The sequence below is a fragment of the Bradyrhizobium sp. AUGA SZCCT0222 genome (assembly GCF_018130205.1).
In the GTDB taxonomy this organism is placed as follows: domain Bacteria; phylum Pseudomonadota; class Alphaproteobacteria; order Rhizobiales; family Xanthobacteraceae; genus Bradyrhizobium.
Genome location: NZ_JAFCLX010000017.1, coordinates 78,984 through 103,455 on the forward strand (window position 1 = coordinate 78,984; position 24,472 = coordinate 103,455).

General features: G+C 62.8%; 29 protein-coding genes. 16 read left to right on the forward strand and 13 right to left on the reverse strand.

Annotated elements, in window-relative coordinates; genetic code table 11:
* The first annotated feature begins 78 nt into the window (after window positions 1-78).
* A complete protein-coding gene (locus JQ629_RS17150) occupies window positions 79-879 on the forward strand; it encodes a thioesterase family protein (protein WP_212413664.1) in 801 nt (266 codons plus the stop codon).
* A gap of 189 nt (window positions 880-1,068) precedes the next feature.
* Here JQ629_RS17150 and JQ629_RS17155 read toward each other — a convergent pair whose 3' ends face one another.
* From JQ629_RS17155 to JQ629_RS17185, 7 genes are all read right to left on the reverse strand, one after another.
* Window positions 1,069-1,773, reverse strand: a complete 705-nt coding sequence (locus JQ629_RS17155) for an ABC transporter ATP-binding protein (protein WP_212387165.1) — start codon at window positions 1,771-1,773, stop codon at window positions 1,069-1,071.
* Window positions 1,766-2,500, reverse strand: a complete 735-nt coding sequence (locus JQ629_RS17160) for an ABC transporter ATP-binding protein (RefSeq protein WP_212387169.1) — start codon at window positions 2,498-2,500, stop codon at window positions 1,766-1,768. Before JQ629_RS17160 ends, JQ629_RS17155 begins: the two co-directional genes overlap by 8 nt.
* Window positions 2,487-3,536 carry a branched-chain amino acid ABC transporter permease gene (locus tag JQ629_RS17165; protein ID WP_212387170.1) on the reverse strand — a complete coding sequence of 350 codons (1,050 nt, stop codon included), beginning with the start codon at window positions 3,534-3,536 and terminating at the stop codon, window positions 2,487-2,489. The genes JQ629_RS17160 and JQ629_RS17165 overlap by 14 nt, the downstream gene beginning before the upstream one ends.
* A gap of 107 nt (window positions 3,537-3,643) precedes the next feature.
* On the reverse strand, window positions 3,644-4,864 hold the full coding sequence (locus JQ629_RS17170) for a substrate-binding protein (RefSeq protein WP_212413665.1): 1,221 nt from the start codon (window positions 4,862-4,864) through the stop codon (window positions 3,644-3,646).
* A gap of 3 nt (window positions 4,865-4,867) precedes the next feature.
* On the reverse strand, window positions 4,868-5,725 hold the full coding sequence (locus JQ629_RS17175) for a branched-chain amino acid ABC transporter permease (RefSeq protein WP_211996394.1): 858 nt from the start codon (window positions 5,723-5,725) through the stop codon (window positions 4,868-4,870).
* Between the two features lie 33 nt (window positions 5,726-5,758).
* On the reverse strand, window positions 5,759-7,273 hold the full coding sequence (locus JQ629_RS17180) for an amidase (RefSeq protein WP_212413666.1): 1,515 nt from the start codon (window positions 7,271-7,273) through the stop codon (window positions 5,759-5,761).
* A gap of 143 nt (window positions 7,274-7,416) precedes the next feature.
* Window positions 7,417-8,553 carry a substrate-binding domain-containing protein gene (locus JQ629_RS17185; RefSeq protein ID WP_212413721.1) on the reverse strand — a complete coding sequence of 379 codons (1,137 nt, stop codon included), beginning with the start codon at window positions 8,551-8,553 and terminating at the stop codon, window positions 7,417-7,419.
* Window positions 8,554-8,766: 213 nt separating this feature from the next.
* Between JQ629_RS17185 and JQ629_RS17190 the strand changes: the two genes are divergently transcribed.
* Window positions 8,767-9,204: a MarR family winged helix-turn-helix transcriptional regulator gene (locus tag JQ629_RS17190; protein ID WP_212413667.1), complete on the forward strand. Its 438-nt coding sequence runs from the start codon at window positions 8,767-8,769 to the stop codon at window positions 9,202-9,204.
* 11 nt (window positions 9,205-9,215) lie between these two features.
* Here JQ629_RS17190 and JQ629_RS17195 read toward each other — a convergent pair whose 3' ends face one another.
* Window positions 9,216-10,028, reverse strand: a complete 813-nt coding sequence (locus JQ629_RS17195; RefSeq protein ID WP_212413668.1) for a helix-turn-helix domain-containing protein — start codon at window positions 10,026-10,028, stop codon at window positions 9,216-9,218.
* 131 nt (window positions 10,029-10,159) lie between these two features.
* Entirely contained in the window at window positions 10,160-10,981 is an 822-nt protein-coding gene (locus JQ629_RS17200; RefSeq protein ID WP_212413669.1) for a helix-turn-helix domain-containing protein, read from the reverse strand.
* 101 nt (window positions 10,982-11,082) lie between these two features.
* Between JQ629_RS17200 and JQ629_RS17205 the strand changes: the two genes are divergently transcribed.
* The 7 genes from JQ629_RS17205 to JQ629_RS17235 all read left to right on the forward strand — a co-directional run bounded on the left by JQ629_RS17205 (window position 11,083) and on the right by JQ629_RS17235 (window position 14,044).
* The gene (locus tag JQ629_RS17205; RefSeq protein ID WP_312012107.1) at window positions 11,083-11,292 is read left to right on the forward strand and encodes a hypothetical protein; all 210 of its coding nucleotides are present in this window, start codon (window positions 11,083-11,085) and stop codon (window positions 11,290-11,292) included.
* A 39-nt stretch (window positions 11,293-11,331) separates the two neighbouring features.
* Window positions 11,332-11,730: a hypothetical protein gene (locus tag JQ629_RS17210; protein ID WP_212413670.1), complete on the forward strand. Its 399-nt coding sequence runs from the start codon at window positions 11,332-11,334 to the stop codon at window positions 11,728-11,730.
* A gap of 292 nt (window positions 11,731-12,022) precedes the next feature.
* Window positions 12,023-12,346: an ArsR/SmtB family transcription factor gene (locus JQ629_RS17215; protein ID WP_212387182.1), complete on the forward strand. Its 324-nt coding sequence runs from the start codon at window positions 12,023-12,025 to the stop codon at window positions 12,344-12,346.
* Window positions 12,343-12,771: an SRPBCC family protein gene (locus JQ629_RS17220; protein WP_212413671.1), complete on the forward strand. Its 429-nt coding sequence runs from the start codon at window positions 12,343-12,345 to the stop codon at window positions 12,769-12,771. Before JQ629_RS17215 ends, JQ629_RS17220 begins: the two co-directional genes overlap by 4 nt.
* A gap of 56 nt (window positions 12,772-12,827) precedes the next feature.
* The gene (locus tag JQ629_RS17225) at window positions 12,828-13,034 is read left to right on the forward strand and encodes a hypothetical protein (RefSeq protein WP_212413672.1); all 207 of its coding nucleotides are present in this window, start codon (window positions 12,828-12,830) and stop codon (window positions 13,032-13,034) included.
* 14 nt (window positions 13,035-13,048) lie between these two features.
* Window positions 13,049-13,525, forward strand: a complete 477-nt coding sequence (locus JQ629_RS17230) for a DUF1801 domain-containing protein (RefSeq protein WP_212413673.1) — start codon at window positions 13,049-13,051, stop codon at window positions 13,523-13,525.
* 75 nt (window positions 13,526-13,600) lie between these two features.
* Window positions 13,601-14,044, forward strand: coding sequence for a DUF1801 domain-containing protein (locus JQ629_RS17235; protein ID WP_212413674.1), 444 nt, complete (start codon window positions 13,601-13,603; stop codon window positions 14,042-14,044).
* A gap of 140 nt (window positions 14,045-14,184) precedes the next feature.
* On the opposite strand, the gene JQ629_RS37530 is transcribed toward JQ629_RS17235, so the two are convergent.
* Window positions 14,185-14,319: a hypothetical protein gene (locus tag JQ629_RS37530; protein WP_283815937.1), complete on the reverse strand. Its 135-nt coding sequence runs from the start codon at window positions 14,317-14,319 to the stop codon at window positions 14,185-14,187.
* Complete coding sequence (locus JQ629_RS17240) at window positions 14,316-14,777, reverse strand: group III truncated hemoglobin (RefSeq protein ID WP_349631275.1); 462 nt, start codon at window positions 14,775-14,777, stop codon at window positions 14,316-14,318. Before JQ629_RS17240 ends, JQ629_RS37530 begins: the two co-directional genes overlap by 4 nt.
* An 83-nt stretch (window positions 14,778-14,860) precedes the next feature.
* Here JQ629_RS17240 and JQ629_RS17245 point away from each other — a divergent pair, with 83 nt between their 5' ends.
* Together JQ629_RS17245 and JQ629_RS17250 are read left to right on the forward strand one after the other, a co-directional pair.
* Complete coding sequence (locus JQ629_RS17245) at window positions 14,861-15,295, forward strand: RrF2 family transcriptional regulator (protein ID WP_212413676.1); 435 nt, start codon at window positions 14,861-14,863, stop codon at window positions 15,293-15,295.
* The gene (locus tag JQ629_RS17250; protein ID WP_212413677.1) at window positions 15,292-15,579 is read left to right on the forward strand and encodes a DUF6522 family protein; all 288 of its coding nucleotides are present in this window, start codon (window positions 15,292-15,294) and stop codon (window positions 15,577-15,579) included. The genes JQ629_RS17245 and JQ629_RS17250 overlap by 4 nt, the downstream gene beginning before the upstream one ends.
* A gap of 88 nt (window positions 15,580-15,667) precedes the next feature.
* On the opposite strand, the gene JQ629_RS17255 is transcribed toward JQ629_RS17250, so the two are convergent.
* Window positions 15,668-16,432, reverse strand: coding sequence for an SET domain-containing protein (locus JQ629_RS17255; protein WP_212413678.1), 765 nt, complete (start codon window positions 16,430-16,432; stop codon window positions 15,668-15,670).
* 197 nt (window positions 16,433-16,629) lie between these two features.
* Here JQ629_RS17255 and JQ629_RS17260 point away from each other — a divergent pair, with 197 nt between their 5' ends.
* The 5 genes from JQ629_RS17260 to JQ629_RS17280 all read left to right on the forward strand — a co-directional run bounded on the left by JQ629_RS17260 (window position 16,630) and on the right by JQ629_RS17280 (window position 22,490).
* On the forward strand, window positions 16,630-17,247 hold the full coding sequence (locus JQ629_RS17260) for a hypothetical protein (RefSeq protein WP_249135109.1): 618 nt from the start codon (window positions 16,630-16,632) through the stop codon (window positions 17,245-17,247).
* Window positions 17,248-17,493: 246 nt separating this feature from the next.
* Window positions 17,494-18,897 (forward strand): coiled-coil domain-containing protein, encoded by a 1,404-nt coding sequence (locus JQ629_RS17265; RefSeq protein ID WP_212413679.1) that lies wholly within the window; start codon window positions 17,494-17,496, stop codon window positions 18,895-18,897.
* A 232-nt stretch (window positions 18,898-19,129) separates the two neighbouring features.
* Entirely contained in the window at window positions 19,130-19,591 is a 462-nt protein-coding gene (locus JQ629_RS17270; RefSeq protein ID WP_212413680.1) for a (2Fe-2S)-binding protein, read from the forward strand.
* A gap of 1 nt (window position 19,592) precedes the next feature.
* Window positions 19,593-21,848: a xanthine dehydrogenase family protein molybdopterin-binding subunit gene (locus JQ629_RS17275; RefSeq protein WP_212413681.1), complete on the forward strand. Its 2,256-nt coding sequence runs from the start codon at window positions 19,593-19,595 to the stop codon at window positions 21,846-21,848.
* A gap of 9 nt (window positions 21,849-21,857) precedes the next feature.
* Window positions 21,858-22,490 carry a hypothetical protein gene (locus JQ629_RS17280; protein WP_212413682.1) on the forward strand — a complete coding sequence of 211 codons (633 nt, stop codon included), beginning with the start codon at window positions 21,858-21,860 and terminating at the stop codon, window positions 22,488-22,490.
* A gap of 47 nt (window positions 22,491-22,537) precedes the next feature.
* On the opposite strand, the gene JQ629_RS17285 is transcribed toward JQ629_RS17280, so the two are convergent.
* Entirely contained in the window at window positions 22,538-24,406 is a 1,869-nt protein-coding gene (locus JQ629_RS17285) for a dihydroxy-acid dehydratase domain-containing protein (protein ID WP_349631276.1), read from the reverse strand.
* Between the last annotated feature and the right edge of the window lie 66 nt (window positions 24,407-24,472).

Sequence of the window (24,472 nt, forward strand, 5' to 3'; positions counted from 1 at the left end):
TACATAACCTCCGCGGTTATTGTGGCGCCGGACGGGTCTTCGTAGAAATCGGGCAACGATTCAACCGCGGAGCCCGATATGACCGCCATTTTCAAGCCGGAAGGCCCCCTCTTTCGCGCCACCGAGCACGCCGGCGGGCCGTGGTCGCCCGATATGCTGCAGGGCAGCGCGACCACCGCGCTGATGACGCGCGAGGTCGAGCGGCTGGCCGAGAATAGCGGATTTGCCGTGCGCCGCCTCACCTTCGACCTGTGGCGGCCCGCAGGCTTGCGTGCCTTCGGCCTGGAGACCGAGATGCTGCGCGACGGCCGCAAGGCCAAGACCATCCAGGTGCGGCTGGTGGACGGCGACACCGAGATCGGCCGCTGTACGGCGCTCTTGACAGCGCAGGGCAGCGAGTCGCCGCCCGATCCTTTCTCGAAAACATTGAGCGACGATGCGCCGCCGGAAGCAGGCACGCCGCCGCCGGCCTTTGCACAGAAATGGAGCCGCTATTTCCAGAACGTCTCCGTGCGGCTCATCGAAGGCGCGCTCGAAAAGCCCGGACCCGCGGCGGCGTGGATGCGGCTCGACGCCCCCATGGTCGAAGGCGAGACCAACACACCGCTGCTGCAGGCGGTGCAGGCCGCGGACTTTGCCTCAGGGGTCGGCCAGATCGTCGACATGCGCGAATGGACTTTTATCAATCCCGAGATCAGCCTGTATTTCTTCCGCCCGCCGGAGGGTGAATGGATCCTGATCCGCTCGCGCACCCGCGCCGGCGCCAATGGCGCGGGCCTCACCATGGCAACGCTCAGCGACCGCAAAGGTCCGTTCGCCGAAGTGCTGCAGGCGATGACGTTCGAGCGGCGGGAAGCGAAGCAGGCTCAGGCGTCGTGAGGGTTAGTTGATAATGGCAATAGATCGGGCGGCGCCACCGCACTGTCTCCCGTCATCCTGAGGTGCGCGCTCTTGCGCGCCTCGAAGGACGACGGCCCGACTGTGGCCGATTCATCCTTCGAGGCTCGCCGAAGAGGCTCGCACCTCAGGATGACGGAGCATGCTGGATCAACCTGGACCGGCATCACCCTAAGGCGCCAGATACTGCAGCAGCCTCGGATCGTCGCGGACTTCCTGCGCCGATCCTGATAGCGCGACCCTGCCGCGGTCGAGCACGAAGGCGCGGTCCGCGACGCGAAGCGCAAGATCGAGATGCTGCTCGACGATCACGATGGCGATATCCTTGGCGAGCAGGATCAGGCGCTCGGTGATTTCCTCGATCACGCCGATCCAGACGCCTTCGGTCGGCTCGTCCAGCAACAACACCCGGGGGTTGGACAACAGCGCGCGGCCGATCGCGAGCATCTTGCGTTCGCCGCCGGACAAGGTGCCGGCGACCTGATCCATCCGCTGACCGAGTTTTGGGAAAATCTCCAGCACGCGGTTGACGGCCTGGCTGTCGCGGTTGGTCAATGCGCCGACGGCAAGATTGTCGCGCACCGAAAGCCTGCCGAACACCGAGTGCTCCTGCGGGACGTAGCCGACGCCGAGGCGAATGCGCTGCTCGGTCGGCAGCGCGCCGACGCTGCGGCCATCGAGACTGACGGCGCCGCCGAGCAGCGGCAGTTCGCCGACGATCGCCTTCATCAGCGTGGTCTTGCCGGCACCGTTGCGGCCGAGAATGGCGACGCCGCCGCGCCACGGCACGGCCATGCTGACGCCGAACAGCACCTGGCTGCGGCCATAGCCGGCGTTGACGCTCTGGATGTCGAGATATCTGTCCTGATCAGGCACGGCGGAGATAGACCTCCTGAACCCGGGCGCTCGACTGGATATGCGCAACCGACCCGCAATCGAGCACGCTGCCCTGATCGAGCACGGTCAGCCGGTCGCAGATGTCCCTGATAAAATCGAGGTCGTGCTCGACGATGACGAGGGAGCATTTTTTCTTGATCGGCTGCAGGAGTTCACCGGTCACCCGGCGCTCCTCGAGGCTCATGCCGCCGGTCGGTTCGTCCAGCAGCAGAAGTTTTGGCTCGGGCGCCAGCGCCATCGCGATCTCAAGCCATTGCTGCTGGCCATGCGACAGCGCGGACGCCGGTTCCGCCGCGCGATCCACCAGACGGAACTGCTCGAGCATGGCCATGGCGCGATCGTGCAGCACGCCGCGGCTGCGCGAAAACACCAGGCTGGGCAGCGAGCACTGCGCTTGCAGCGCCAGCAGGATGTTGTCGTACAGCGTCAACGCCGGCAGCACGCTGGTGATCTGGAACTTCAGACTCATGCCGGCGCGCGCCCGCTCCGCCGGCGACGCTTGCGAGATATCGCGGCCGCCGAACGTCACGGTGCCCGAGGTCGGGATTTCCGCGCCGGCGACGCATTTCATCAGCGTGCTCTTGCCCGAACCGTTAGGTCCGATCAGGCCGTGGAATTCGTTTTCGGCAACGGTGAGATCGGCGCCGTTCAGCGCCGTCAGCTTGCCAAAGATCTTGATCAGGCCGCGCGCTTCAAGAAGAGCCACGATCGCCCTCCTCCGGCAGCCGGCCGAAATTGCCGACACGCTCACGCTCGCTCAGGATCAGGCTGATCAGGCCGGCGGGGCGAAACAGGATGACCAGCAGCAGCAATACGCCGAGGATGATCGGCCAGATGTCCTGATAGGAGTTCGACAGCCAGAAACTGACCGCCTCGATCGCGACCGTGCCGATCACGGCGCCGATCAGCGTGCCGGAGCCGCCGAAAAGCACGTAGAGCACCACCTGCGTCGAGATCACCACGCCGAGCATGTTGGGCCAGACGAAACCTTCGTGAAACGCATAAAGACTGCCCGCGAGGCCCGCGACGGCGCCGGCAAAGGAAAAGATGATCGCCTTGAGGCGCTGCACCTGATAGCCGAAGAAGGCGATCCGCTGCTCGTTCTCGCGCAGACCGGCGAGCGCCAGACCGAATTGCGATCGCACCAGAAAACGGCACAGCAAATAGACCGCCAGGAGAATACCGAGCGTCATGTAATAATAGACCGGCCCCTCCGTGATGTCGTAGCTGCCGAGGCTCATCGGCGGGATCGAGGGAATGCCGTTCTGGCCGCCGAGATAATACCAGCCCCGCGCCACGCGGTCGGCCGCGTAGGAGCCGGTCAGCGTGCCCAGCGAAACAAAAATCACGCTGGATGGATGACGTCCGAGCAGCAGAAACCCGCCGAGCAGCAGCGCAAAGGCAAAACCAATCAAAAGGCCGGCCGGCAGCACCAGCAGGATGGAGGTGACGCCGAGATCGCGCGCGATCAGCGCCACGCCGTAACCGGCGGTGCCGAAGAACACGGCCTGCCCGAAGCTCATGATGCCGGCATATCCCCACACCAGATCGAACGAGAGCGCAAACAGGCACAAGATCAGGACCCGCGTGGCATAGATCGTCAGGTAGTCCTTGAGGACGAATGGCAGCAGCACGGCGATCGCCAGCACCACGATTTCAATGATCGGCAGCACTTGCCATCGGCGCTGGTGGCCGACCCGAACGGGAAGCGGCAGCGACGTCGTCGGTGTCGTTTCTGTCATCAAATGGCCAGCAAACCTGCTCCTGACTTGGCGGCGGCTTGCTGCCGCCGCGCGATGCTCGGTGTTACCTTTGGCATTGCATCAGCATTCCCTTTTAGCATTCCCTTTCAGCATTCCTTGGGATCGACGAGGCCGGCGCTGCGCGCGACGATCTCATAATTGCCGCCCTTGGCAACCGCCGTGTACATCTTCATCTTGCAATGCCGCTTGCCGGGAACCATTTCGGCGGGTCCGCCGGGACCTTCGGCGATCTTGGCATGGTCCAGTGCCGCCGCGACCCCGTCGCGATCGATCTTGCCGGCTTCCTTGACCGCCGCCTCCCACAATTTGAGGCCACGATAGGTTCCGGTCGCGGCACTGCCCGCGGCGAACAGGAAGGTGCCGGGGAACTGCTTTTCGTAGGTCGCATGAAGCTTGGCGCTGAACGGATCTTCCGGCGTGAGCGCCTTGAAATAGTCGAGGCAGCTCGCAAGGCCCTCGATCTCGGCCGCCTGGTTGATGTTGAGCGTGTTCTCATCGTAGTAGACGCAACTCAGCCGGCCGCCGTTCTTGAGGAATCCTGCCTCGTACAGCTGCTTGAAGAACGGCCCGACCCCCGGCGGAATCACGGTGTTGAACACCACGTCGACTTTGTTAGAGATGACCCGGTTCACCGTGGCGCTGAAGTCGATCTGGTCGAGCGGATAATATTCTTCGAAGACCACCTCGCCGCCATTGGCCTCGATCACCTTGCGGGCATAGACGTTCAACGTGTGCGGCCAGACATAGTTGGCGCTCGGCAGCGCGAACCGCTTGCCGCCGTTCTTGATCAGCCAGGGAATGAATTCGTCGCACTGCTGGGCCGGCGTCGGGCCGGTGCAGAACAGATAGGGCGTGCATTCCTTGCCCTCGTAGAGCTGCGGGTAGATGTAGAGCGTCTTGCCGCGGGCGACGATGACGTCCTTGATGGCGTTGCGCATCGAGCTGGTGATGCCGCCCAGCACCAGATCGACCTTGTCGCGCTGGATCAGTTTGCGGACGTTGCCGACCGCGACCGATTCATTCGAGGCCGTGTCCTCGATGAACAATTCCAGCGGCCGGCCCAGCAAGCCGCCGGCATCGTTGATTTCCTTGATCACCATTTTTGCGACGTTCGCATCCGCGTTGCCGGCGTAACCGATCGGACCGGTCAAGTCGGTCGCGATGCCGACCTTGATCGGGGGCCCCGCCGCGTTCGCCCAATCGGGACGAACGACCCAACTGCCGACGCCGGTGGCGATGGCGGTGCTGGCAAAGGCGAAGTTGGAAAGAAACCGCCGGCGGTTGAGATGGCTGCGATCGCTGGACATGGACTAGACCCCTTTTCCTGAAATCAGGCCTTGCGGCCGAAACTTGATGAAGATGATGGCGAGAACGAACACGAGGACGTCGGCGATCACGGGCGGAATGATCCAGGGCAGTGCCGCGGCCAGCGTGCCGATCACGCCGGCGCCCGCGACGGGTCCCGCGAACGAGCCGACTCCGCCGACCATGACGGCGACGAACCCCTGGATCAGGAAGCGCAAGCCGAGATCGGCAAACAGCGAGAACACCGGCACAATCAGCGCGCCCGCAAGACCTGCGAGCGCGGCGCCGAACGCAAAGGTGGCGCCATAGATCGCATTGGTCGAAATGCCGGAGGCGCGGGCCAGCGCAGGGTTTTCCAGCGAGGCCCGGATGCGTAACCCGAAGGCGGTGCGCGCCAGCAGCAGATAGCTGCCGATCATCACCAGCGCCGTGATCAGGATGATGACCAGCCGCCAACTCGAAAAGTGCATGGTCCCGATATTGACCGAACCGCCGAGCGGCTCCGGGACCGACAGATAAAGCCCGCCGATCAGGCCGCGGACGATTTCGCGGATAATGAGTCCGAGCGCGTAGGTGCCCAGCATCGCCACGATCGGTGCGGCGTAAAATCGTCGGACGATGCTCCGCTCCAGCACAAATCCAAGTGCGCCGACGACGAAGGGAGCGGCGGCCATGCCGATCCAGACCGGTAACCCCGAACTGTGCACGATGTAGGTGACGTAGGCGCCGAGCAGGACGAACTCGCCCTGCGCGAAGTTGAAGATGCCCATCATGCTGGCGATGATCCCGAGCCCCAGCACGACCAGAACGACGATCGCGCCAAAACTCAGGATCTCGAACAGTGCGACGAACAGATTATCCATATGGCATCCAGCAGCGTTTGCGGGTTCGGCTGCTTACATTTTCTTCCAGTCTGCCGCCTGCTCGAAGGCGTGCGCCGCGCGATAGATGGTCGATTCCTCGAAATGCCGGCCGACCAGCATCAGCCCGACCGGAAGGCCATCGACCATGCCGCAAGGTATCGACATCGCCGGGTGGTGCGTGATGTCGAACGGCGCGGTGTTGGTGATCATCTCGAAGGCGCGCTGGCACACCTCCTCCCGGGAGGCGCCGGGTGCAGGCAACGGCGTCGCCTTCATCGGCGTGGTCGGCATCAGCAGGAGATCGTAATTCGCCAGCACCTTGTCATAGGCCGCGGTGATACGCCGCGAGATGTTGACGGATTTGCCGTAGTAGCGCGGCCCGAAATTATTGTTGATGTAGACGCCAAGCATCAGAAACAGTTTTGTGGTTTCCGAGAGCGAGTCCGCCTGCCCGCGCCAGCCGCGATGAAAATCCATCAGCGACGTCGAGTACAGATCCGAGCGGCTGAGACCATAGCCGTCGCCGAACATCATGGTCTGGGCGATGCCTTCGGCGCCGATCGGCGTCCAGACCGCCGGTGCCACCATGTGCATCGGGATTGAAACCTGTTCGACTGTCGCGCCGAGGCTCGCCAGCCGCTTCGCCGCTTCCATCACGCTCCTGTTGACGTCGGCTTCGGCGCCGGCCTGCTCAAAACCTTCCTTGACGATGGCGATCTTCATGCCCTTGATACCGGCGCCCAGCGCCTTGGTGTAATCCTCCACCTTGGGCGACTTGATCCGCGGGTCGTAGCCGTCGTCGCCGGCGATCACTTCGAGCAACAGCGCGTTGTCGGCGACATTGGCGGTCATCGGCCCGGTGTGATCGACGAAAATCTCGATCGGCATGATACCGGTATAGGGCACGAGGCCCCAGGTCGGCTTCATGCCGTAGGTGCCGCTGAAGGACGACGGCATCCGGATCGATCCGCCCTGGTCGCCGCCGATCGCCATATCGACTTCGCCGAGCGCGACCACGACCGCGCTGCCGGACGACGATCCGCCGGCGGAATAGCCCATCTTGTGCGGGTTATGCACCGGACCGGTCGAATTGGTATGGCTGCCGCCGGAGATGCAGAACGATTCGCAGTGCACCTTGCCGGCAATCTCCGCGCCGGCATCGAGCATGCGCGTGACGATGGTAGCGTCGAAATCCGGCACATAGCCTTCGAGCGTCGCGGAGCCGTTCATCATGGGCACGCCGGCCAGCATGATGTTGTCCTTCAGCGCCACGACCTTGCCCTTCAGCTTGCCGCTGGCGGCGCCCTTGACGGTCGATTTGCGGTACCAGGCGTTGCGCGTGTTTTCTTCCGGCGACGGGCGATAGCCAGGGGTCCGCGGGTACTTCACGATCGGGACTTCGTCGGCCATTGCGCCCACGGCGTTGTAGGCATCGACCGAGCCCTGCATCAATCCGCGAAAGGAAGCGACGTCCTCATCGGTCAAGGCCAGACCGCATTGGTCGGCAACTGCGCGCAGTTGATCGGGAGTAGGAAGCGCTACTGTCACGATGGATTCTCCTGTTTCTCTGACGGCTCGCGAAGGAAATTGCGAAGGGCCCCAACCCCACACCCATCACTAGAAACGGAAATGTTTTCCTTTTCAAGTATTATTTTGCAACACCTCCTTTTGCGAAGCGTTACGCGTTCGAGTCAGAACTGTTTGATCAGCCTGAAGTCCAACCCGTTGGCGGCTGCAAGATAGATCGGCATCCTGGCGCTGCCGCGGCGAATGCCGATGGTGCCTCGCGCGCCCTGATAGTCCACATTCGCAGCCGCCGAGAGCAGCGGCTTCCGCGCCAGCGATCCCGCGCGCGCGGCGACCGTCTCCAGAAACCGCAACCCTTCGTAGTTCGACTGCGCGATCGAGCCGATCGGCGGCGCGTGGCGGCCGAACGAGGTTTCGTATTGGCAGCGGAAAGCGTCGTTCTCGCGCGAGGCCTTGTCGATGAAATAGCCGGATGCGCAGAACAGGTTTTCGGTGTTGTCGGCGCCGATCCCGAGCAGCACCGTCTCGTCCATCGCACCGGCCAGACGGAGCATTCGGGTGCCGAGCCCCTGCTCGCCAAAGGTACGGTTGAACACGACGCTGTCGGCGCCGATCAACGTGATCAGAACGACATCGGGCTTCGCGGCCCGGATCCGCGCGAGCTGGTTGCCGTGATTGTGCTCGCCGATCGGCACGAATTCTTCACCGACGACACGCCCGCCGGCGTCCGCGATGTATTTCTTGATCGCCTTGTGGGACAGCCATGGCCAGACATAGTCGCTGCCGATCAGGTACCAGTTCGCCGCCTGTTTGGTGTTGGCGAGCCACTCGATGGCCGGGCGCCATTGCGCCCCCGGCGTTTCGCCGATGGCCATCACGCCGGGCGTTCGCTCGCCGCCCTCATAGACCGGCGTGTAGAGGTAGGGAATCTGTCCGGCGACCACCTTGCGCAGCGCCACCCTGACCGCGCTGATATGCGAGCCCATGATGAGATCGGCGTCTTCGGCCGCGACAATGTCGGAAGCGGTGCGCGTCACGTCGTCGATATCGCCGCCGGTGTCATGGAACGCGACTTCAATCTCGCGGCCCAGAATGCCACCCCGGCGGTTGATCTCGGAAATGCCCAGCAGCGTACTGTTGATGGAGGCCGGGCCCCAGATGCCCGATGGGCCGGACAGTCCGACAAAATTGGCAATCCGAAATTTCTTGCGGTCGCGCGGCGCCCGGAACGGGCCAAGCGCCGGCTCCGAGGTGCCCGTCCCCATCCCCGGAAACCCCTTGAGCAGCAGTTCCGGCGGCATCGGCGGCCCGCCGAACTTTTGTAATTGCGACAGCGAGAGCAATTCGCTCTCCTTTCAGCTTCTTTTAGTCCGGCGCCATCAGACTACCATCGGCAAGGTGATCGGCAACAAAAATCCTAGTGGAAAATATTGAATATTCAACGATTCCCGTGCATAGAGTTCAAGCAAGAGCGCTAAATATTCATCCAAAACTCCATTACGCAGTTCAAAGCCTTGGCCAAAACGCCCAGTAAACCCATCACCGAGCATCTCGCCTACCTGCTCGCGCAGGCCAACCGGGAGATCAATCGCCAGCTCGACGCGCGCTTCCGCAAGGAAGGCGTGCCGGTCGAGCAATGGCGCATCCTGAAGGTGTTGTCCGACGGCAAGGGCCACTCGATGGGTGAGCTTGCCGAAGCGGTGCTGCTCAATCATCCGACGCTGACCAAGATGGTCGACCGGATGGTGTCGGATGCCCTCGTCTACCGGGTCCAGGATGCCGACGACCGGCGCAAGGTTCTGATGTTTTCCTCCGACCGCGGCAAGGCGCTGACCCAGCGCCTGAACTCGCTGGCGCTGAGCCAGGAAGCCTTCATCGCCGAGAATTACGGCAACAAGGCCACGGCGGATCTGAAGCGCCTGCTGGAAAGCCTGATCGAGAAGGCGAACTGAGCGGTCGGCGGTTACGCCGCCAGTGCGACGAGAATGGCCTCGGACGCTTCATCCACCGGCATGAACATTTCCACGCGCAGTTCCTGCAGCGTGACGTCCTGCGGTGTGCCCAATGTCAACACCGCGCCGATCAGGCCGACCGAGACATCGCCCTTGCGCAAGCGCACCTCGCATAGCGGGCCGGGAGTTTCGTGCTCGTCGAACTGCGCGATCGGCAGCTCGGGTAATTTCAATAGTTCGCGCCAGGTCGATTGCAGCGCCAGATCGAGCGGCGCGGCCATCGCCTCGTGGCGGGCGCGGACCAGCAGCGCGGACGCAACCTTCGGCCAGTTTTCGACATAGGGCCGCAACTCGTCGGGGCTCAGAAACATCCGCATGTGATTGAGGGGCCGCGTCATGCGCTCCGGCCCGAGCAGCATCGTCATCAGCCGCGTCGCCGCGCCGTTGGCCTGCAGCACGTTCCAGCGCCGGTCGGTGACGATGGCGGGAAACGGTTCGTGCCGGCGCAGCAGCAGGTCGATGGCGCGTTTGGCGTCGGCGACTTCGGGCGCGGACAAATCGCGCTCGCCATATTGCCGCGCAAAGCCGCCGGACTCCAGCAGTGCATTGCGGTCGCGCAGCGACAGGCCGAGCGCGGAGGCCAGTTGCAGCAGGATCTCGCGGCTCGCCACCGCCTTGCCGGTTTCGACGTAGCTCAAATGCTTGATCGAGATGCCGGCCTCGAACGCCAGATCGGCCTGACTCATGGCGCGGCGGTTGCGCCAGCCGCGCAGGAGATCGCCGACAGGATTGGCAGGCAGCGGTGCATGTTGGCGGGAGTCCATCCGGCGATTATGCGAAGGACGGACGGCGCTGTAAATCGCAACTTTGTAGGATGGGTGGAGCGCAGCGATACCCGTCAACTTTGGTGGCTTAGGCTGCACCTGCTGATGGGCATCGCTTCGCTCCACCCATCCTACGTGAGCGCCGCCGCGATCTCCCGCATCCGCCGTGCGGTCAGATCGTCGGCGGGGAAAAACGTCTCCAGCGCCAGTTCCGAGAGCGTGACGTCGACCGGCGTGCCGAAAATCATCGTGGTCGAGATGAAGCTCAGCACCTCGCCATTGAGCCGAAACTTGAAGGGAATCGCGACATTGTCCGGCGACAGCGGGCCGGAGCGCGCCGGCATCGGAAAGGCCTTCAGCTCGGCATAGAGCTTTAGCAGTTCAGGATCGGCGGTCGCCTCGCATTGGCGGTGCAGCCGTTCCAAGAGGTGACTGCTCCATTCGGCGAGGTTGACGGTGCGCGGCGCCAGCCCTTCGGGATGGAAGGCCAGCCGCAGGATATTGAAAGGCTGGCCTAAGAGCCGCGCCGGAATGCCCTCGAGCAGCGGCGCCACCATGCGGTTCGCGGTGACGAGATTCCAGTGCCGGTCATAGGCCAGCGCCGGATTGGGCTCGTGCGCCTTCAGGACGAGGTCGATCGCCGTCCGCGCCGCTTTCAGCGCGGGATCGTCCAGCGAGCGCTGCGGAAAGGCGGGTGCATAGCCGGCCGCCACCAGCAACACGTTGCGTTCGCGCAAGGGCACCTCCAGTCGTTCGGCCAGCTTGAGCACCATTTCGCGCGACGGCGCGGCGCGGCCGGTTTCGACGAAACTCAAATGACGCGCCGAGATCTCGGCATCACCGGCCAGATCAAGCTGGCTGAGATGGCGGCGCTGCCGCCATTCGCGCAGGTGGTCGCCGATATGGACGGGCTTGATACGTTCGGCTCGCGCCGTGGAAGCATGTGCGTTCATGGTGGAAAACCTACCATGCGAATTTCGTGGCTTCCATTACCTCCGACGTAATCGAATTGGGTCGCGGGCCGGGTCATCTTGTCAACCACAGGAGATGACCCATGCTGATGCTTCCTCTGTTTCTGCTCATCGTTCGCGCCCTGCATAATCTGGCGGTCTGGGCGCTGGCCCGTTCCCTCAACATGCCGGAACCCCTGGTGCACGACACCGGCGTCTTCGTGGTCGCGCAGGTGCAGACGATCGAGAACCGGATCGGCGAGGCGCTGTCCCCGATGCGGCGCTGGCGTCAGTTCCGGTCCTGGTTCCGCTAACCCCCAACCACCCACCCCGTAAAACCAAAGGAGAGAATTATGATCAACCCGTCTTCATTCCTGAGCCGCGCTCTGCTTGCCGACGCCGTCTTCAGCGGCGTGGCGGCGGTGCTCCTCACGCTCGGCGCCGGCGTGCTCGCGCCGTTCCTGAATCTGCCGGAAGCCCTGCTGCGCGAGAGCGGACTGTTTCTCATCGCCTACACCGCGCTGGTCGGCTGGCTCGGCACGCGGCAATCGGTGCTGAAGGCTCTGGTGCTGCTGGTGATCGTGGGCAACGCCGCGTGGACGCTGGGCAGTATCGCCCTGCTGTTCTCGGGCGCGGTCAGCCCGAACCTGCTCGGCATCCTCTTCGTCGTCGCGCAGGCCATTGCGACCGGCGTGTTTGCCGAGTTGCAATATATCGGACTGCGCAAGAGCGGCGGCGTGGTGACGGCCTGAGCTTGATGTGAATTGAGAGCGCGCCCAATGACAGGCTCTTGTCATCGGGCGCGAATTCGCGTGAGCCGCTGGCGCCTTCGCGCCCCCGGATGTATAACCAGCGGGGTATGGTAATTCTCGGCCGACCCACGTCTTGTCCGAGGTACGCCAACCTGCCTTCAACGGCTTGGCTTACATTGGCCGCGGAACTTTGCCCCTGACGCAATCATTCGGCCGCTCCTTGTTCCCGCTTGACTAACATATATCCCGATGGTTATACGTTGACCCATAGCCAACGGGTTATCGATCCCACATGCCTGATGTTCATGACGTGCTGTTCCGAACACTCGCCGATCCAACGCGGCGGGCGATCTTCGAGCGGCTGTGCCGCGACGGCGAGCAGACGGTCGGGGCCCTGACGGCGCGCGCCGGCGTCTCGCAGCCGGCGGTCTCGAAGCATCTCGGCGTCCTGAAGCAGGCCGGGCTGGTGCGCGACCGCCATGAAGGACGACAGACCCATTACAGCGCGCAGCTCGGCGCACTCTCCCCGCTGATCGACTGGACCAGCCAGATGGCCGGCTTTTGGCAGAACCGGTTCGACGATCTTGAGGACCTACTCAAAAGGATGGACCAATGAACACTGCGACCGAAACGCGCTCCGTCGTTGTCGAACGCGAAATCCCTCATCCGCCGGAAAAGATCTGGCGCGCGCTGACGCAACCGCATTTGATCGAGGAGTGGCTGATGAAGAACGACTTCAAGCCTGTTGTGGGTCACAACTTCAATCTGCGCGGCGAGTGGGGCGGCGTGCTGGACTGCGAGGTTCTCGCCGTCGAGCCGAATAAAAAGCTGACCTACACCTGGAATTTCAAGCACGAACAAGCGGCCTACAATCTGTCGAGCGTCGTCGCCTGGACGCTCACTCCGACGCGCACCGGGACCCTGCTGCGCATGGAGCAGTCGGGCTTCCGGCCGGATCAGCCGCAGGCCTATGGCGGCGCCAAGGCGGGCTGGCAGGAGTTCTTTGCAAAGCTGGAGCAGATCCTGGCGCGGGAGGAGTGAAACCCGCAGGCTAGGGCTGAGTGAACATTCAGGCACGTAACAAAGAGGAGATTCCATTGAACTGGAACATCTGGATTCGACAGACCCACCGCTGGCTGTCCATTGCCTTTACGGTGACCGTCATCATCAACTTCATCGCCGTGGCAATGGGGACGCATGCCGACTGGATCGGCTTCCTGGCGCTGCCGCCGCTCTTCCTGCTGCTGTTCAGCGGCTTGTACTTGTTCGCGCAACCCTATGCCACCAGGTGGCATAGCGGTTGACGCAAGGAGCGGACATGAAGGCGAGCAAGACGTCGCGGAAGCCGGTGAAGAAGGTCGCAAAGAAAACCGCCGCCAAAGGGAGCCCCGCGAAGCCGAAGCTGCTGTCGGGGGGCAATCCGCAGATCGCCAAAGCCTACGGCGACGCGCCGGTGCAAGCCTACATCGCGGCCATGCCGGGCTGGAAAAGCGATCTCGGGCGCCGCCTCGACGCGCTCATCACGCGCACCTTCCCCGGCGTGTACAAGGCCGTCAAATGGAACTCGCCGCTGTACGGTATCGAGGGAGAAGGCTGGTTTCTCGGCATCCATGTTTTTACGAGATACGTCAAGGTGGCGTTCTTCCGCGGCACGTCGCTGCGCCCCGTGCCTCCCGGCGCATCCAGGCAGAAGGAAGTGCGCTATCTCGACATCCACGAGGACGACGAACTCGACGAAGCTCAGCTTACGGCCTGGGTGAAGCAGGCCAGCAAATTGCCCGGCGAGCGAATGTGAGCGGGGGACGAACCCATGAGCGGACGCCAATTGAGCGGCCCGCGCGTGGTGACTAACGAAACGGAACGAGGGAAAATGACCGCGAAGAAAGCGACATCAACCAGGAAGATCAGCAAGAGCCCATCGAAGGAAGGAAATGAAGGCGAGTCCCCTTCCCGGCTGATCGACATCAAGATCAAGGAACTGGGCGACTGGAGGGGCAAGACGCTCGCCGGTGTCCGCGCGCTGATCAAACAGGCCGTGCCTGACGTGGTCGAGGAGTTGAAGTGGCGCGGCGTTCCGGTCTGGTCGCACGACGGTATCATCTGCACCGGCGAGACCTACAAGAGCGCCCTGAAGCTGACTTTCGCCAAGGGCGCTTCGCTCAAGGACCCGTCAAAGCTGTTCAACTCCAGCCTCGAAGGCAACACAAGGCGCGCTATCGACATCCATGAGGGCGTTGAAATCAATGCGGATGCCTTCAAGACGCTGATCCGCGCCGCGGCGGCGCTGAACAGCTCGAAGAAAAAGGCCCGTTAGCTGCCTCGTCATTCCGGGGCGATGCGAAAGCATCGAGCTACGATGTGCAATTGCACATCTGAGAATCTCGAGATTCCCCGGTGCGCAATTGCGCACCTGAGGTCTGGTGCTACGCACCATCCCGGAATGACGCGAGTGCGTCAGCTCAAAGCCAGCGCCGCGAACATTCCGGCCAATGTCAGCACAAGCCCGATCACGAGCATCGGTACAAGGCTGCTGCCGGCATAGGGATCGGCCTGGTCCTTGGCAGGTATCGCACGCGTCTGGTTGGTCATCGAACGGCTCCTGTTTCACTACGCCGAAATCTCTCGCCGGGTGCCAGCATGACGCCCTGCCCGCTGGCGACGCCAAGTTCAAGGCTTGCCGCGATCCGCCGCGCCCGTTCGACGAAATGATCAGATGCCACCGGCGGACAGATTTCGCTCGCCGCAGCCTCGAACAGTTCGAGCCAGCGGTTGAAATGACCGGCGTCGACCGGCAGCGGCATATGCTTGACCATGGGCGTGCCGTGATAGCGGCCCGACATCAGCGCCACCGATGACCAGAACGCGCACATCTGTTGCAGATGCGGCTCCCAATCCGAAATGCGCGCCTCGAATACCGGCGCCAGCATCGGATCGCTGCGGACTTTTGCATAGAAGCCGCGCACCAGCCGTTCGATCATGGCTTCCGTGATGCCGGTTCTTTCCATGATCTCGGCGGTGATCGCCTGACGCCGTTCTGCCCCTGTCACAACAGGTCTCCTCAAATAGGTATTTGAATACCTATTTAGATTGCTATAGACGATCTGCCAAGTCACATTTCTGAGGGCCTCCCATGCGCCTGACATCGTTCACCGATTTTGCCCTGCGCGCCCTGATGCGGCTGGCGGGCGAGCCGGCGCGCTCGTTCGCCACCAGCGAAATCGCGGCCGAGTTCGGAATCTCGCGCAATCACCTCGCCAAGGTGGTGCGGGATCTCGCCGATGGCGGCTTCATTTCGACCCAACGCGGCGTCGGCGGCGGGTTCAGCCTGGCGCGGCCGGCGCAATCGATTACGCTCGGCGAAGTCGTGCGCGCGCTGGAAGGCGAAGCGCTGGTCGAGTGTTTTCGCGAGGATGGCGGTTGTTGCTCGCTGCTGCCGCACTGCCGGCTGAAGGGAAAACTCGCCGCCGCGCGCGAGGCCTTCATGCGCGAACTCGACGGCACGACGCTGGCGGAATGCGCCTATCCCGCGCGATCCAAAGCGAGCCCGGCGCGAGGTGCCGCATGAAGCCGATCGAGTTTGCCGATGGCGAAGTGCAGATCGACGCGTCGATCGTCGCCGAAGGTCTCGGCATCGCGCTGCCGCGGCTCAAGGAAGGCATGCGCGCGGGCACGATCACCAGCCTTTCCGAGCGTGGCGTCGATGCGGATCAGGGGCGGCATCGACTGACGTTCTTCTCCGAGCATCGGCGCTTTCGCGTCGTGGTCGACGCGTCGGGCGCGATCGTTCAGCGCTCGGCGGTAGATTTCGGGGATTCGTCGTTGCCGCAGTCGGCGCGGAAGCCGGGTTAGTAGCGGTCATTCCGGGATGGTCCGAAGGACCAGACCCGGAATCTCGAGATTCCGGGTTCGCTTCGCGCCCCGGAATGACGGGAGAGCTTTACGCCGACGCGCGACTTTCCCCGGCCTGCTGCGGCTTTGCGACAATACCGGACTTTGCAGCTGGGCTCTTGCGGGCGTGTCCGTTCAGCGACTTGCCGTTCAAGGCCTTGCCGTTCAAGGATTTGCCGTTCAAGGATTTGCCGTTGAGCCTGGCGCCGTTCGCCTTGGTCCCATTGGTCCTGGTGCCATTCTTGGCGACCAGCTTCAGCTTGTCTTTTTCCCTGGCTTTTGCTTTGGCCTTGCGCGCCCGGGCGGCCTTCGCCTTTTGCTTCTCGGCTTCCTTCAAAGCCTTCCGCTCCGCCTTGGCCTTGAGGCGAAGCTTCTCCGCCCTCGCCTCGGCGCGCTTCTTCTTGCGCTTCTTTTCGCATGCCGCGCATTTGCAGCCGATCGGCTTCAGATAGGCTTTGAAATAGTCGGTGCCGTAATCGTAATTGATCTCCTCGCCGGGCTCGATGTTCTTGATGGCGCGGATGATGACCTTGCGCTTGCGCGGCTTGACGTCGGATTCCGCGTTCGGCTTGCAGGCATGGTTGATGTAGCGGGCGACGTTCGCGCGCACCGAACCGTCGATGGTCCAGCGGTTGGTCAGCTCGAACAGATATTTGTTCTCGATCGCGTCGTCTTTTTTCTTCTTCGAATCCAGTAGCGGGCCAAAATAGCGGACGATCTTGGCGCCCTTTTTGATCGGCTTGGTGGCGAAGAGGCCGAGCCCGGTGCGGGAGCGGCCGACGCGGAAGGGTTTGTTCGGAGATACGGTAGCCATGACGATTGAATTACTGACACGCTGGTGAGTGAAAGGAACGGCGAAGCTGCTCTTCTAGGACGATTCCGCGCCGATGTCAGGTATTTCGCTTGGCTTCCTTGAACCTTCCCCAGATTGCACACGTCACAATGTCATGGTTCCCCAAAGGCCGGGGATGGCCCAGGGGACCTCAAGGGGACGGCAAGGGACGCCAAGGGATGAAACGCCTCTGCAATCTGCATTTGACGGCATTGGCCGGTGCGGCATGCGCCGTGCCTGGCCTGTTTTCACCCGCAAATGCCCAGACATTCAGCAGCCTCTATACGTCCACGGCGCCGAAGGATTGCCGCATGATCGGCAAGCCCAGCGAACTCGACGGCAGCACGACGCGGGTCTGCCCCGGCACAGCGGGCCTGGTGGTGCTGATCAGCGAAGGCGACTTACGCGAAACCGTCTCGGTCGGCCGCAACCGCGCCGCGGCGGCCAAGGAGCCGGCCGCGCAAGGCTGGTTCGGCCCGTTCAACTCGACCACCCACACCGTCGAATGGCGGGCGATGGACGGCAAGCCGTTCGCGATCATCCAGCGCTGGCACATCGCCGACAACAGCGATCCGGACAAGGAAGGCCGCCCCACCGCCAAGCCGATGCTGGCGGTGACCAGGCTGCCGCCCGGCGCCGTCTGCCACGTCGCCTATATCGATGCACAAGCCAACCCAAATCCCAACGACCTCGCCCGCAAGGCCGCAGACGAGCTCGCGCGCAGCTTCACCTGCGGCAAGGATGAAGTGAAGGTAATCGGCGAGACCGGCCGCGCCGTAAGCATGGCGAAGCGCTAGTGGATGACGTCTGGCGCCTGGCGCCGTTCGGACACGCGACCCTACCGGCCTTCTCTCCATGGACGCGCCCGGGTTGCGGCGCCAAGTCGCGTGTGCCGGCGCCGTAAGACTACCGCCCGACCTCAAAAGCCGTTATGGTTCCCGACCAAAAGGGGGACGTAGATTAGCGGAAACGGGCATCCAACCCGGTTCGCCCCAAAAAATACCCCTTCAATCGATTACGACACAGTTTGATTAGATCGCGGTATGTGGTTTCCGATCATCGCCTGGATAGTGCTGTTCAGCGCTTGCGCGTTTTTTGCAGGCGCGACATTGGGACTCGATCCAGCCCAAATATCGGTTCAGCTATCGGCGTTGCCAGGTCCCCAGCGGTTCGCGCTCGGCGCCATCATGCTGACCACCTTGTCGCTGATCGGCTCATCCGTCTGGCAAGCCTACGGCCTGGCACGCCAGAACAAGTTATTGCGGGATCGCCTGAGGGGCCTGCGACAAGGGGTTCTGGCCGCGCATGATGCGCAAGCTGGATTCGACTCGTCGGTCCAGCATCTCGCCAAGAGTGACCCCGAAGAAGCCATCGTATCGCTTCAGACGACGCTCGCGGACACTGAAAAACGGATAGCCGAACAGCAGAGCCGGTACGATTCCGTTGATCTCCATGAGCGGCTTGAAGAAATCCGGCGCCGCCAGCAGGCCCTTCGGGAGACGGTCGGCGTCGTATCGGAAAAGCGGCGCGTTGCCGAGCCTGTATTCAGCGAATTGAAGGACCGGCTGCGTCAGCTCGAGCGGTGGCTCACTGAGCTGGAGACCGACGACAACAAGAAAAACCTCGGCGATCGCGTCAACGAACTGGACCAAAGCGTATCAGCGATTCACGACCGTCACGGTGTGCTGCAGCAGTCACTGGCGACGCTCAACCGCTTCAAGGAAGAACTGGCCAAGACCCACGCAGAGCTGGTGCCCGTGCGCACGCCGGAAACGGGGATCAACGCCCTCATCACCGAGCTGCGCTCATCCGGCGACCAGTTGACCAGGATGCTGGATGAACTCGAATCCAGCGGGGATGAAAAGCTCAGCCTGCGGGTCGAGAGCCTCTCGAAGAACAAGGTCGAGATCGAGCAGCGGGTCGCGCAGGTTGATGATTGCCTCCATATTCTGGACGCTATTCGCCTTGACCTGGAAGAGCTCAGGGAACGTCGGACGCATCTGGAGCGCTCACTTGCGGCGATTGAGACGGATTCCAGCGGCGCCAGCCTGCTCGACCGCCAGAACGCGCTGAACGAATTCATCGTCGACTGCCGATTGCGTCTCCGGAGCTTGCAGGATTTTTCGGCGACGCTGGGCCAGTTCAAGGAGGAACTGGCCACGTCGCAGGCCGGACTGGCGCCGCTGCAAGGACCGGTCTACGGCATCGAGGCGTTGATCGCTGAAGTGAATATCGGTCACGCGATCCTGAGCAAGACGCTTGGCGAGATCGAACTGAAGGGCGATGAAGGGCTTGCCTCGCGCGTGGATGCGATCGCCACCAACAAGATCGAGCTCGACGCGAGAATTTCCAGGATCTTCGAAGATTTTCAGAAGCTCGATTCGATGCGGAAGAACATCGGCGAGATGTTCACGAGCATCCGGGGCACTCTCAATAGAATAGGTTGACCTGCTGGATTGCTACGACGATGTTCGAACTGCCTAGCAAAAAGGCAAAATCGCTCGCCGTTGCATGTCCGCTTCGTGTGCAAGAAGCCGACACGACGCCACACAAGCCAGCACGTGCGCGCTATCGTCACGTCCGCGCAACACTTGGCAGCCAAAGAAACCTAAGTTACGTTATCCAGCGTGAAGCTGCCCGGAAGTGAGGACAACAAGATCCACAAAGGGACATATCGACATGATCGAGCTCACGGTCAATGGAACCAAGCACCAGGTTGACGTCGTTCCGGAGATGCCGTTGCTTTGGGTGTTGCGCGACGAACTCGGTGTCACAAGTCCCAAATACGGATGCGGCGTAGCGCAATGTGGCGCCTGTACCGTCCAGATAAACGGAGCGGCCGTCCGTTCCTGTCAGTCGCGCATCGGCGACGTCGCCGGCAAGTCGGTCACCACGATCGAAGGGTTGGCCAATAGAGACGCACACCCGGTTCTGCAGGCCTGGATCGAACATCAGGTCCCGCAGTGCGGCTATTGCCAGACCGGCCAGATCATGCAGGCCATTTCGCTACTTGAACTGATCCCCAGGCCAACGGACGAGGACATCGATGTGGTGATGTCCGGCAATCTATGCCGGTGCGGCACCTATCCGCGCATTCGCGCCGCGATCCATGCGGCTGCCGCAAAGATGGGGGCGAAGTAACATGGGCGTCATGCAGAACCTCTCTCGTCGCGCTTTCATCGTGGGCTCCGCCGCTGTAGCCGGCGGCATCGCTTTCGGCTCCTACAGTCATGCCGAAAAGGCCGTTGCGACCGCCCACAGCAATCCGTTGGCCGCCGGCCTCGGGCCCAACTCCGTGACCTTCAACCCGTGGGTCGAGATAAGCCCGGAGAAGATAACGCTCATCGCACAACATGCCGACATCGGTCAGGGCGTCGGTTCCGTGCAGCCGATCATGATCGCCGAAGAGATGGACCTCGATCCCGGTCAGTTCGAAATAAGGTTCGCGGGGCCCAGTCCCGCCTACTTCAACTCCGGCTTCGCAGATGAGCTTGCGCCGTTCCTGGCGGCGGACCAAAGCCCGGCTGCTGAGGAAGCACGCGCCGCCACGCTCGAATATCTCAGGAAGTCCGGCCTGCAGATGACGGGCGGGTCGAGCACGATCCCGGACACTTACGAAAAGTTGCGCGTCGCCGGCGCGGTCGCGCGCGAGACGCTGAAGGCCGCGGCGGCCAAGCGTTCGGGCGTTCCCCTAGCTGACATCCGCACCCAATCCGGCCATGTGATCCTGCCTAACGGAAGCAAGATTGCCTACGTCGAACTCGCGGCAGAAGCCGCGAAGATTCCGCCGGTGCTGGATGCAAAGCCGCGCGATCCGTCGACATGGCGAATGGTGGGCAAGCCGATGATGCGGCTTGATGTTCGACCGAAGGTCATGGGCGAGTTGAAGTTCGGCATCGATCTGAAAATGGACGGCATGCTGTTCGCGTCCGTCAAGCTGAACCCCAACAAGGGTCAGCCGCTGAAATCGTACAATGCCAGCAAGGCGCAATCGATGCCGGGGGTCAAAAAGATCCTCGAAATCAAGAATGGCGTTGCTGTCATCGCGACCAACAGCTGGTACGCGATGAAGGCCGTCGATGCGATCGATTGTGTTTGGGCGCCCTCGACCTATCCCGCCGAGCAGGCCGACCATTGGAAGGTTCTGGAAGCGTCATTCAAGCCGGAATTCCTCGGCAAGGAATGGCGGAAGATCGGCGATATCGACGCGGGCTTGAAGGATGGCACGCTGGTCGAGGCGGAGTACCGCGCGCCCTATCTGGCGCATCAGCCGCTGGAGCCGCTCAACGGGATCGGCATTGTTACCGACAAAGGAATGGAAATCTGGGTTAGCCACCAGAGCCCGCAGGCCGTGCAGGCGATCGCAGCGACCGCGATCGGCCTCAAGCCGGAACAGGTGACCTTCCACAATCAATGGGCCGGTGGAAGTTTCGGGCACCGTCTCGAGTTCGAGAACGTCCGTGTGCTGGCTGAGATCGCAAACCAGATGCGCGGCACGCCGATCAAGCTCGTGTTTTCGCGCGAGGAGGATTTTCTCCAGGATATTCCGCGACAGATTTCGCTCGCCAGGTACAAGGGCAGCATCAAGAACCGGAAGATCGTCGCGGCCGACCTGAAATTGGCATCGACCGCACCCCTGAAGGGGCTGCTCGAACGCATGGGCGCTCCCTCGAAGGATCCCGATGCCCAATTGGCCGCCGGCCTGTGGAATGTCTACTACGACATCCCGAATTTCCGGGCCACGAGCTATGAAGCGCAGGGACTGTCGCCATGCACCACGTGGCGCTCAGTCGGCGCATCGACCGCCGGTTTCTTCACCGAAAGCTTCATCGACGAACTGCTGCATGCGGCAGGCGTTGATCCCATGAAGGGCCGCATCGAGATGTGCGGGGTCCCGACCTACCGGAAGCTGCTGGAGACGCTCGCGCAGATGTCGGACTGGAAGGGACCGCTTGGCAACGGCCGGGGGCGTGGCGTGGCGTTCGTCGAGTCCTTCGGGACGCCGGCGGCTGAAGTCGTCGAAGTGACCGCGACGGACAGAGGCATCAGGATCGACAAGGTTTGGGTCGCCGTCGATGTCGGCAAGGTCGTCGATCCCGTCAACTTCGAAAACCAGGTGCAGGGCGGGGTCATCTGGGGCCTCGGCCACGCCATCAACTGCGAACTGACTTACGCAAAGGGCGCGGCGCAACAGACCAACTACAACCACCACGAAGCGATGCGGATCTATCAATGTCCGGTAATCGAGGTTCGCGGGCTTGAGAACGATCCCAAGGTGAGAGGCGTCGGCGAGCCGCCGGTTCCTCCTGCCGCACCCGCGCTCGCCAACGCGATCTTCGCTGCGACCGGAAAGCGGATCCGCGAAATGCCGTTCAACAAGTTCATCGATTTCGTGTGAGGGCGGGTCATGAAGAGATCTCTGATCGCGCTCGCGTTCGCTGCTTCTTCAATCTTGGCCCTCACGGGAATTGTCGTGGCCAAAGACGAGGCCGCCAAGGACGTGCTGCCGCCGGGCAGCGTCAGCCGTGCCGATGGGCTGGAAGCCTGGAAGAGGATTGAAGCAGTTGTCACACATCCACGTTGTGCCAACTGCCATGTCGACGCCAAGGCGATTCCGATGTGGACGCCGGCAGGCGAAAACAGGCCCCGGGTGCACGGCATGAATATTCATGGCGGAGCGAGCCGCATCGGGGCTGAGACAATCCCTTGCTCGACGTGTCACATGACCTCCACCCTGCCGAACGATCCCGCGCCAGCGCCGCTGCGCGCCGGCATCGACTGGCAGCTTGCGCCGGTGGCGTTCATCTGGTTCGGCAAGAGTGGCGCCGAGATTTGCGCGCAACTGAAGGATCCCAAACGCAATGGCGGTCGAGACGCCGTTGGTCTCCTTGAACATCTGCGGCACGATGCATCGTTAAACGGCTTCATCCCCCGGGGGTGGGCACCCGGAGCGGGCCGCACCACGCCGCCGGGCACCTTCGAGAGTCATGTCAAGGACATGGCCCTGTGGGGAGCCGCCGGGCAACCTTGTCCGAATTGACGAATTCGGTGTCGCCCGCAAGCAGGACGATGGGCCGGAAACGCTTTTTAGAACGCCTTCTCCGCCTCGGGCCGGTGCTTGTTCTTCGGCACGAAGCCCGACCTGGTTGCCTCGCGCTGCTCGCGGACCCAGACCTCGCGGTTCGGATGCAGGCCGCCGCCGCGGGTCGCCGGCACGGCAGAGAGCCGCGCGCGGTGCAACAGCCGGGTGTCGGCGACGCCGCAGTTCGGGTGCAGGCCGCCATTGGCTGCCACCACCTTGTCCCAGGCTGCCTTGCGCGCCTTCAGAACGGCCGGATCCGCCAGCGCCGTGCAGTTGAGTTCGTTCTTGTTGAGATCGGCAATGATCTCGTCGCCGTCCTCGACGAAGGCGATCGGGCCGCCGAGGCCGGCTTCGGGGCCGACATGGCCGATGACGAGGCCGACAGATCCGCCGGAGAACCGCGCATCGGTCATCAGCGCCACCACGATGCCGCGCTCGCGGCACAGCGTCGTGATGCGCGAGGTGGGATCGAGCATTTCCGGCATGCCGGGCGCGCCGCTCGGACCCTCGTAGCGCACGATGATCATGTCGTTGTTCTGGAAAAGGTCGGGCGTCTTGTCGAGCGCCTCGAGCAGTCCCCGCTCGCCTTCGAACACGCGCGCTCGGCCGCGGAACAGATTGTTTTCCAGCCCGCCTTCGACACCGGCCAATTTAAGGATCGCCGAGAATTCCGGCGACAGATTGCCGCCGAGAACGCGCAGGCCCCCGGTCGGCTTGTAGGGCTTGCCAACGGTATAGATGACCGTGCCGTCGGCGGGTTTGGTTTCGAGGCGCTTAACCTGTTCGGCCAGCGTTTCGCCGGTGCAGGTCATCACGTCGCCGTTGAGCAGTCCGGCCTCCAGCAATTCACGGACGATCACCTGCACGCCGCCGACGGCGTCGATATCGACCATCGAATATTTGCCGTACGGCCGGGCGTCGGTGAGGACAGGCACGACGTATTGCGACAGATGATTGAACTCGGCCGGCGTCATCACTTCTTTCCAGAAGTCCGCAAAGCCTGCGGCGCGCGCGATCTCCGGCGCGTGCAGCGTGACGTTGGTCGAGCCGCCGATCGCCATCGCGACGATCACGGCGTTGCGGATCGAGTCGCGGACCACGATGTCGCGCGGCTTGAGGTCCTTCGCGATCATCTGCGCGAGGTAGCCGACCAGCTGGTCCGGAAACTCCGTGAGGCGGCGGGGATCGTCGGACGGCGGCGCCACCATGTGCAGCGGCTGCATGCCGACGACGCCGATGAAGGTCTGCATGGTGTTGTAGGTGAACATGCCGCCGCAGCTGCCGTAGCCGGGACAGGCATGGCAGGCGATGTGGTGGCGGTATTCCGCATCAGGGTTGCCGGCGACCTGGTAGGCGCTGACGATGTCGAGCTTCTCGCCGGTGTTCGGATCGGTGCCGGGATGGATCGCGCCGTCGGACATGATGATCGCGGGCTGATTGTGCTCGAGCAGCGCGGCCAGCGTGCCGACCGGCGGCTTGTCGCAGGCGACGACGGCGATGGTGCCGAGGAGCCCAGTGGCCTCCAGATGTTCGCACAGCGCATCGTGGGTGATTTCACGCCCGATCAGCGAGTAGCGCATTTCGCGCGTCCCGTTGCGGATGCCGTCCGAGGTGGCGATGGTGTATTCCGGCTGGACCAGGCGCAGCTTCATCTGGCCGGCGCCCTTGCCGACATGGCTCTTGAGGCTGGCGTGGATCGCATCGACCTTGGCCATGACACCCATGTAGCACTGGCTGTCGCCCTTGGTGCCGACCACGCCGACCGACGGCTCGTGGATCAGGTCCGGATCGGCGCCAAGTTCGCGTGCAATCCCGATGGTCTGGGCCGAGCGGCCCGGATGGCGGTCAATGCGTACAATGTTCGAATCTGTCACGGCTGGTTCCTTCCCGGCGGGGGCGGCTCGTTCGGTCGACCTTAGAAACGGTATAAGGCGCACCTT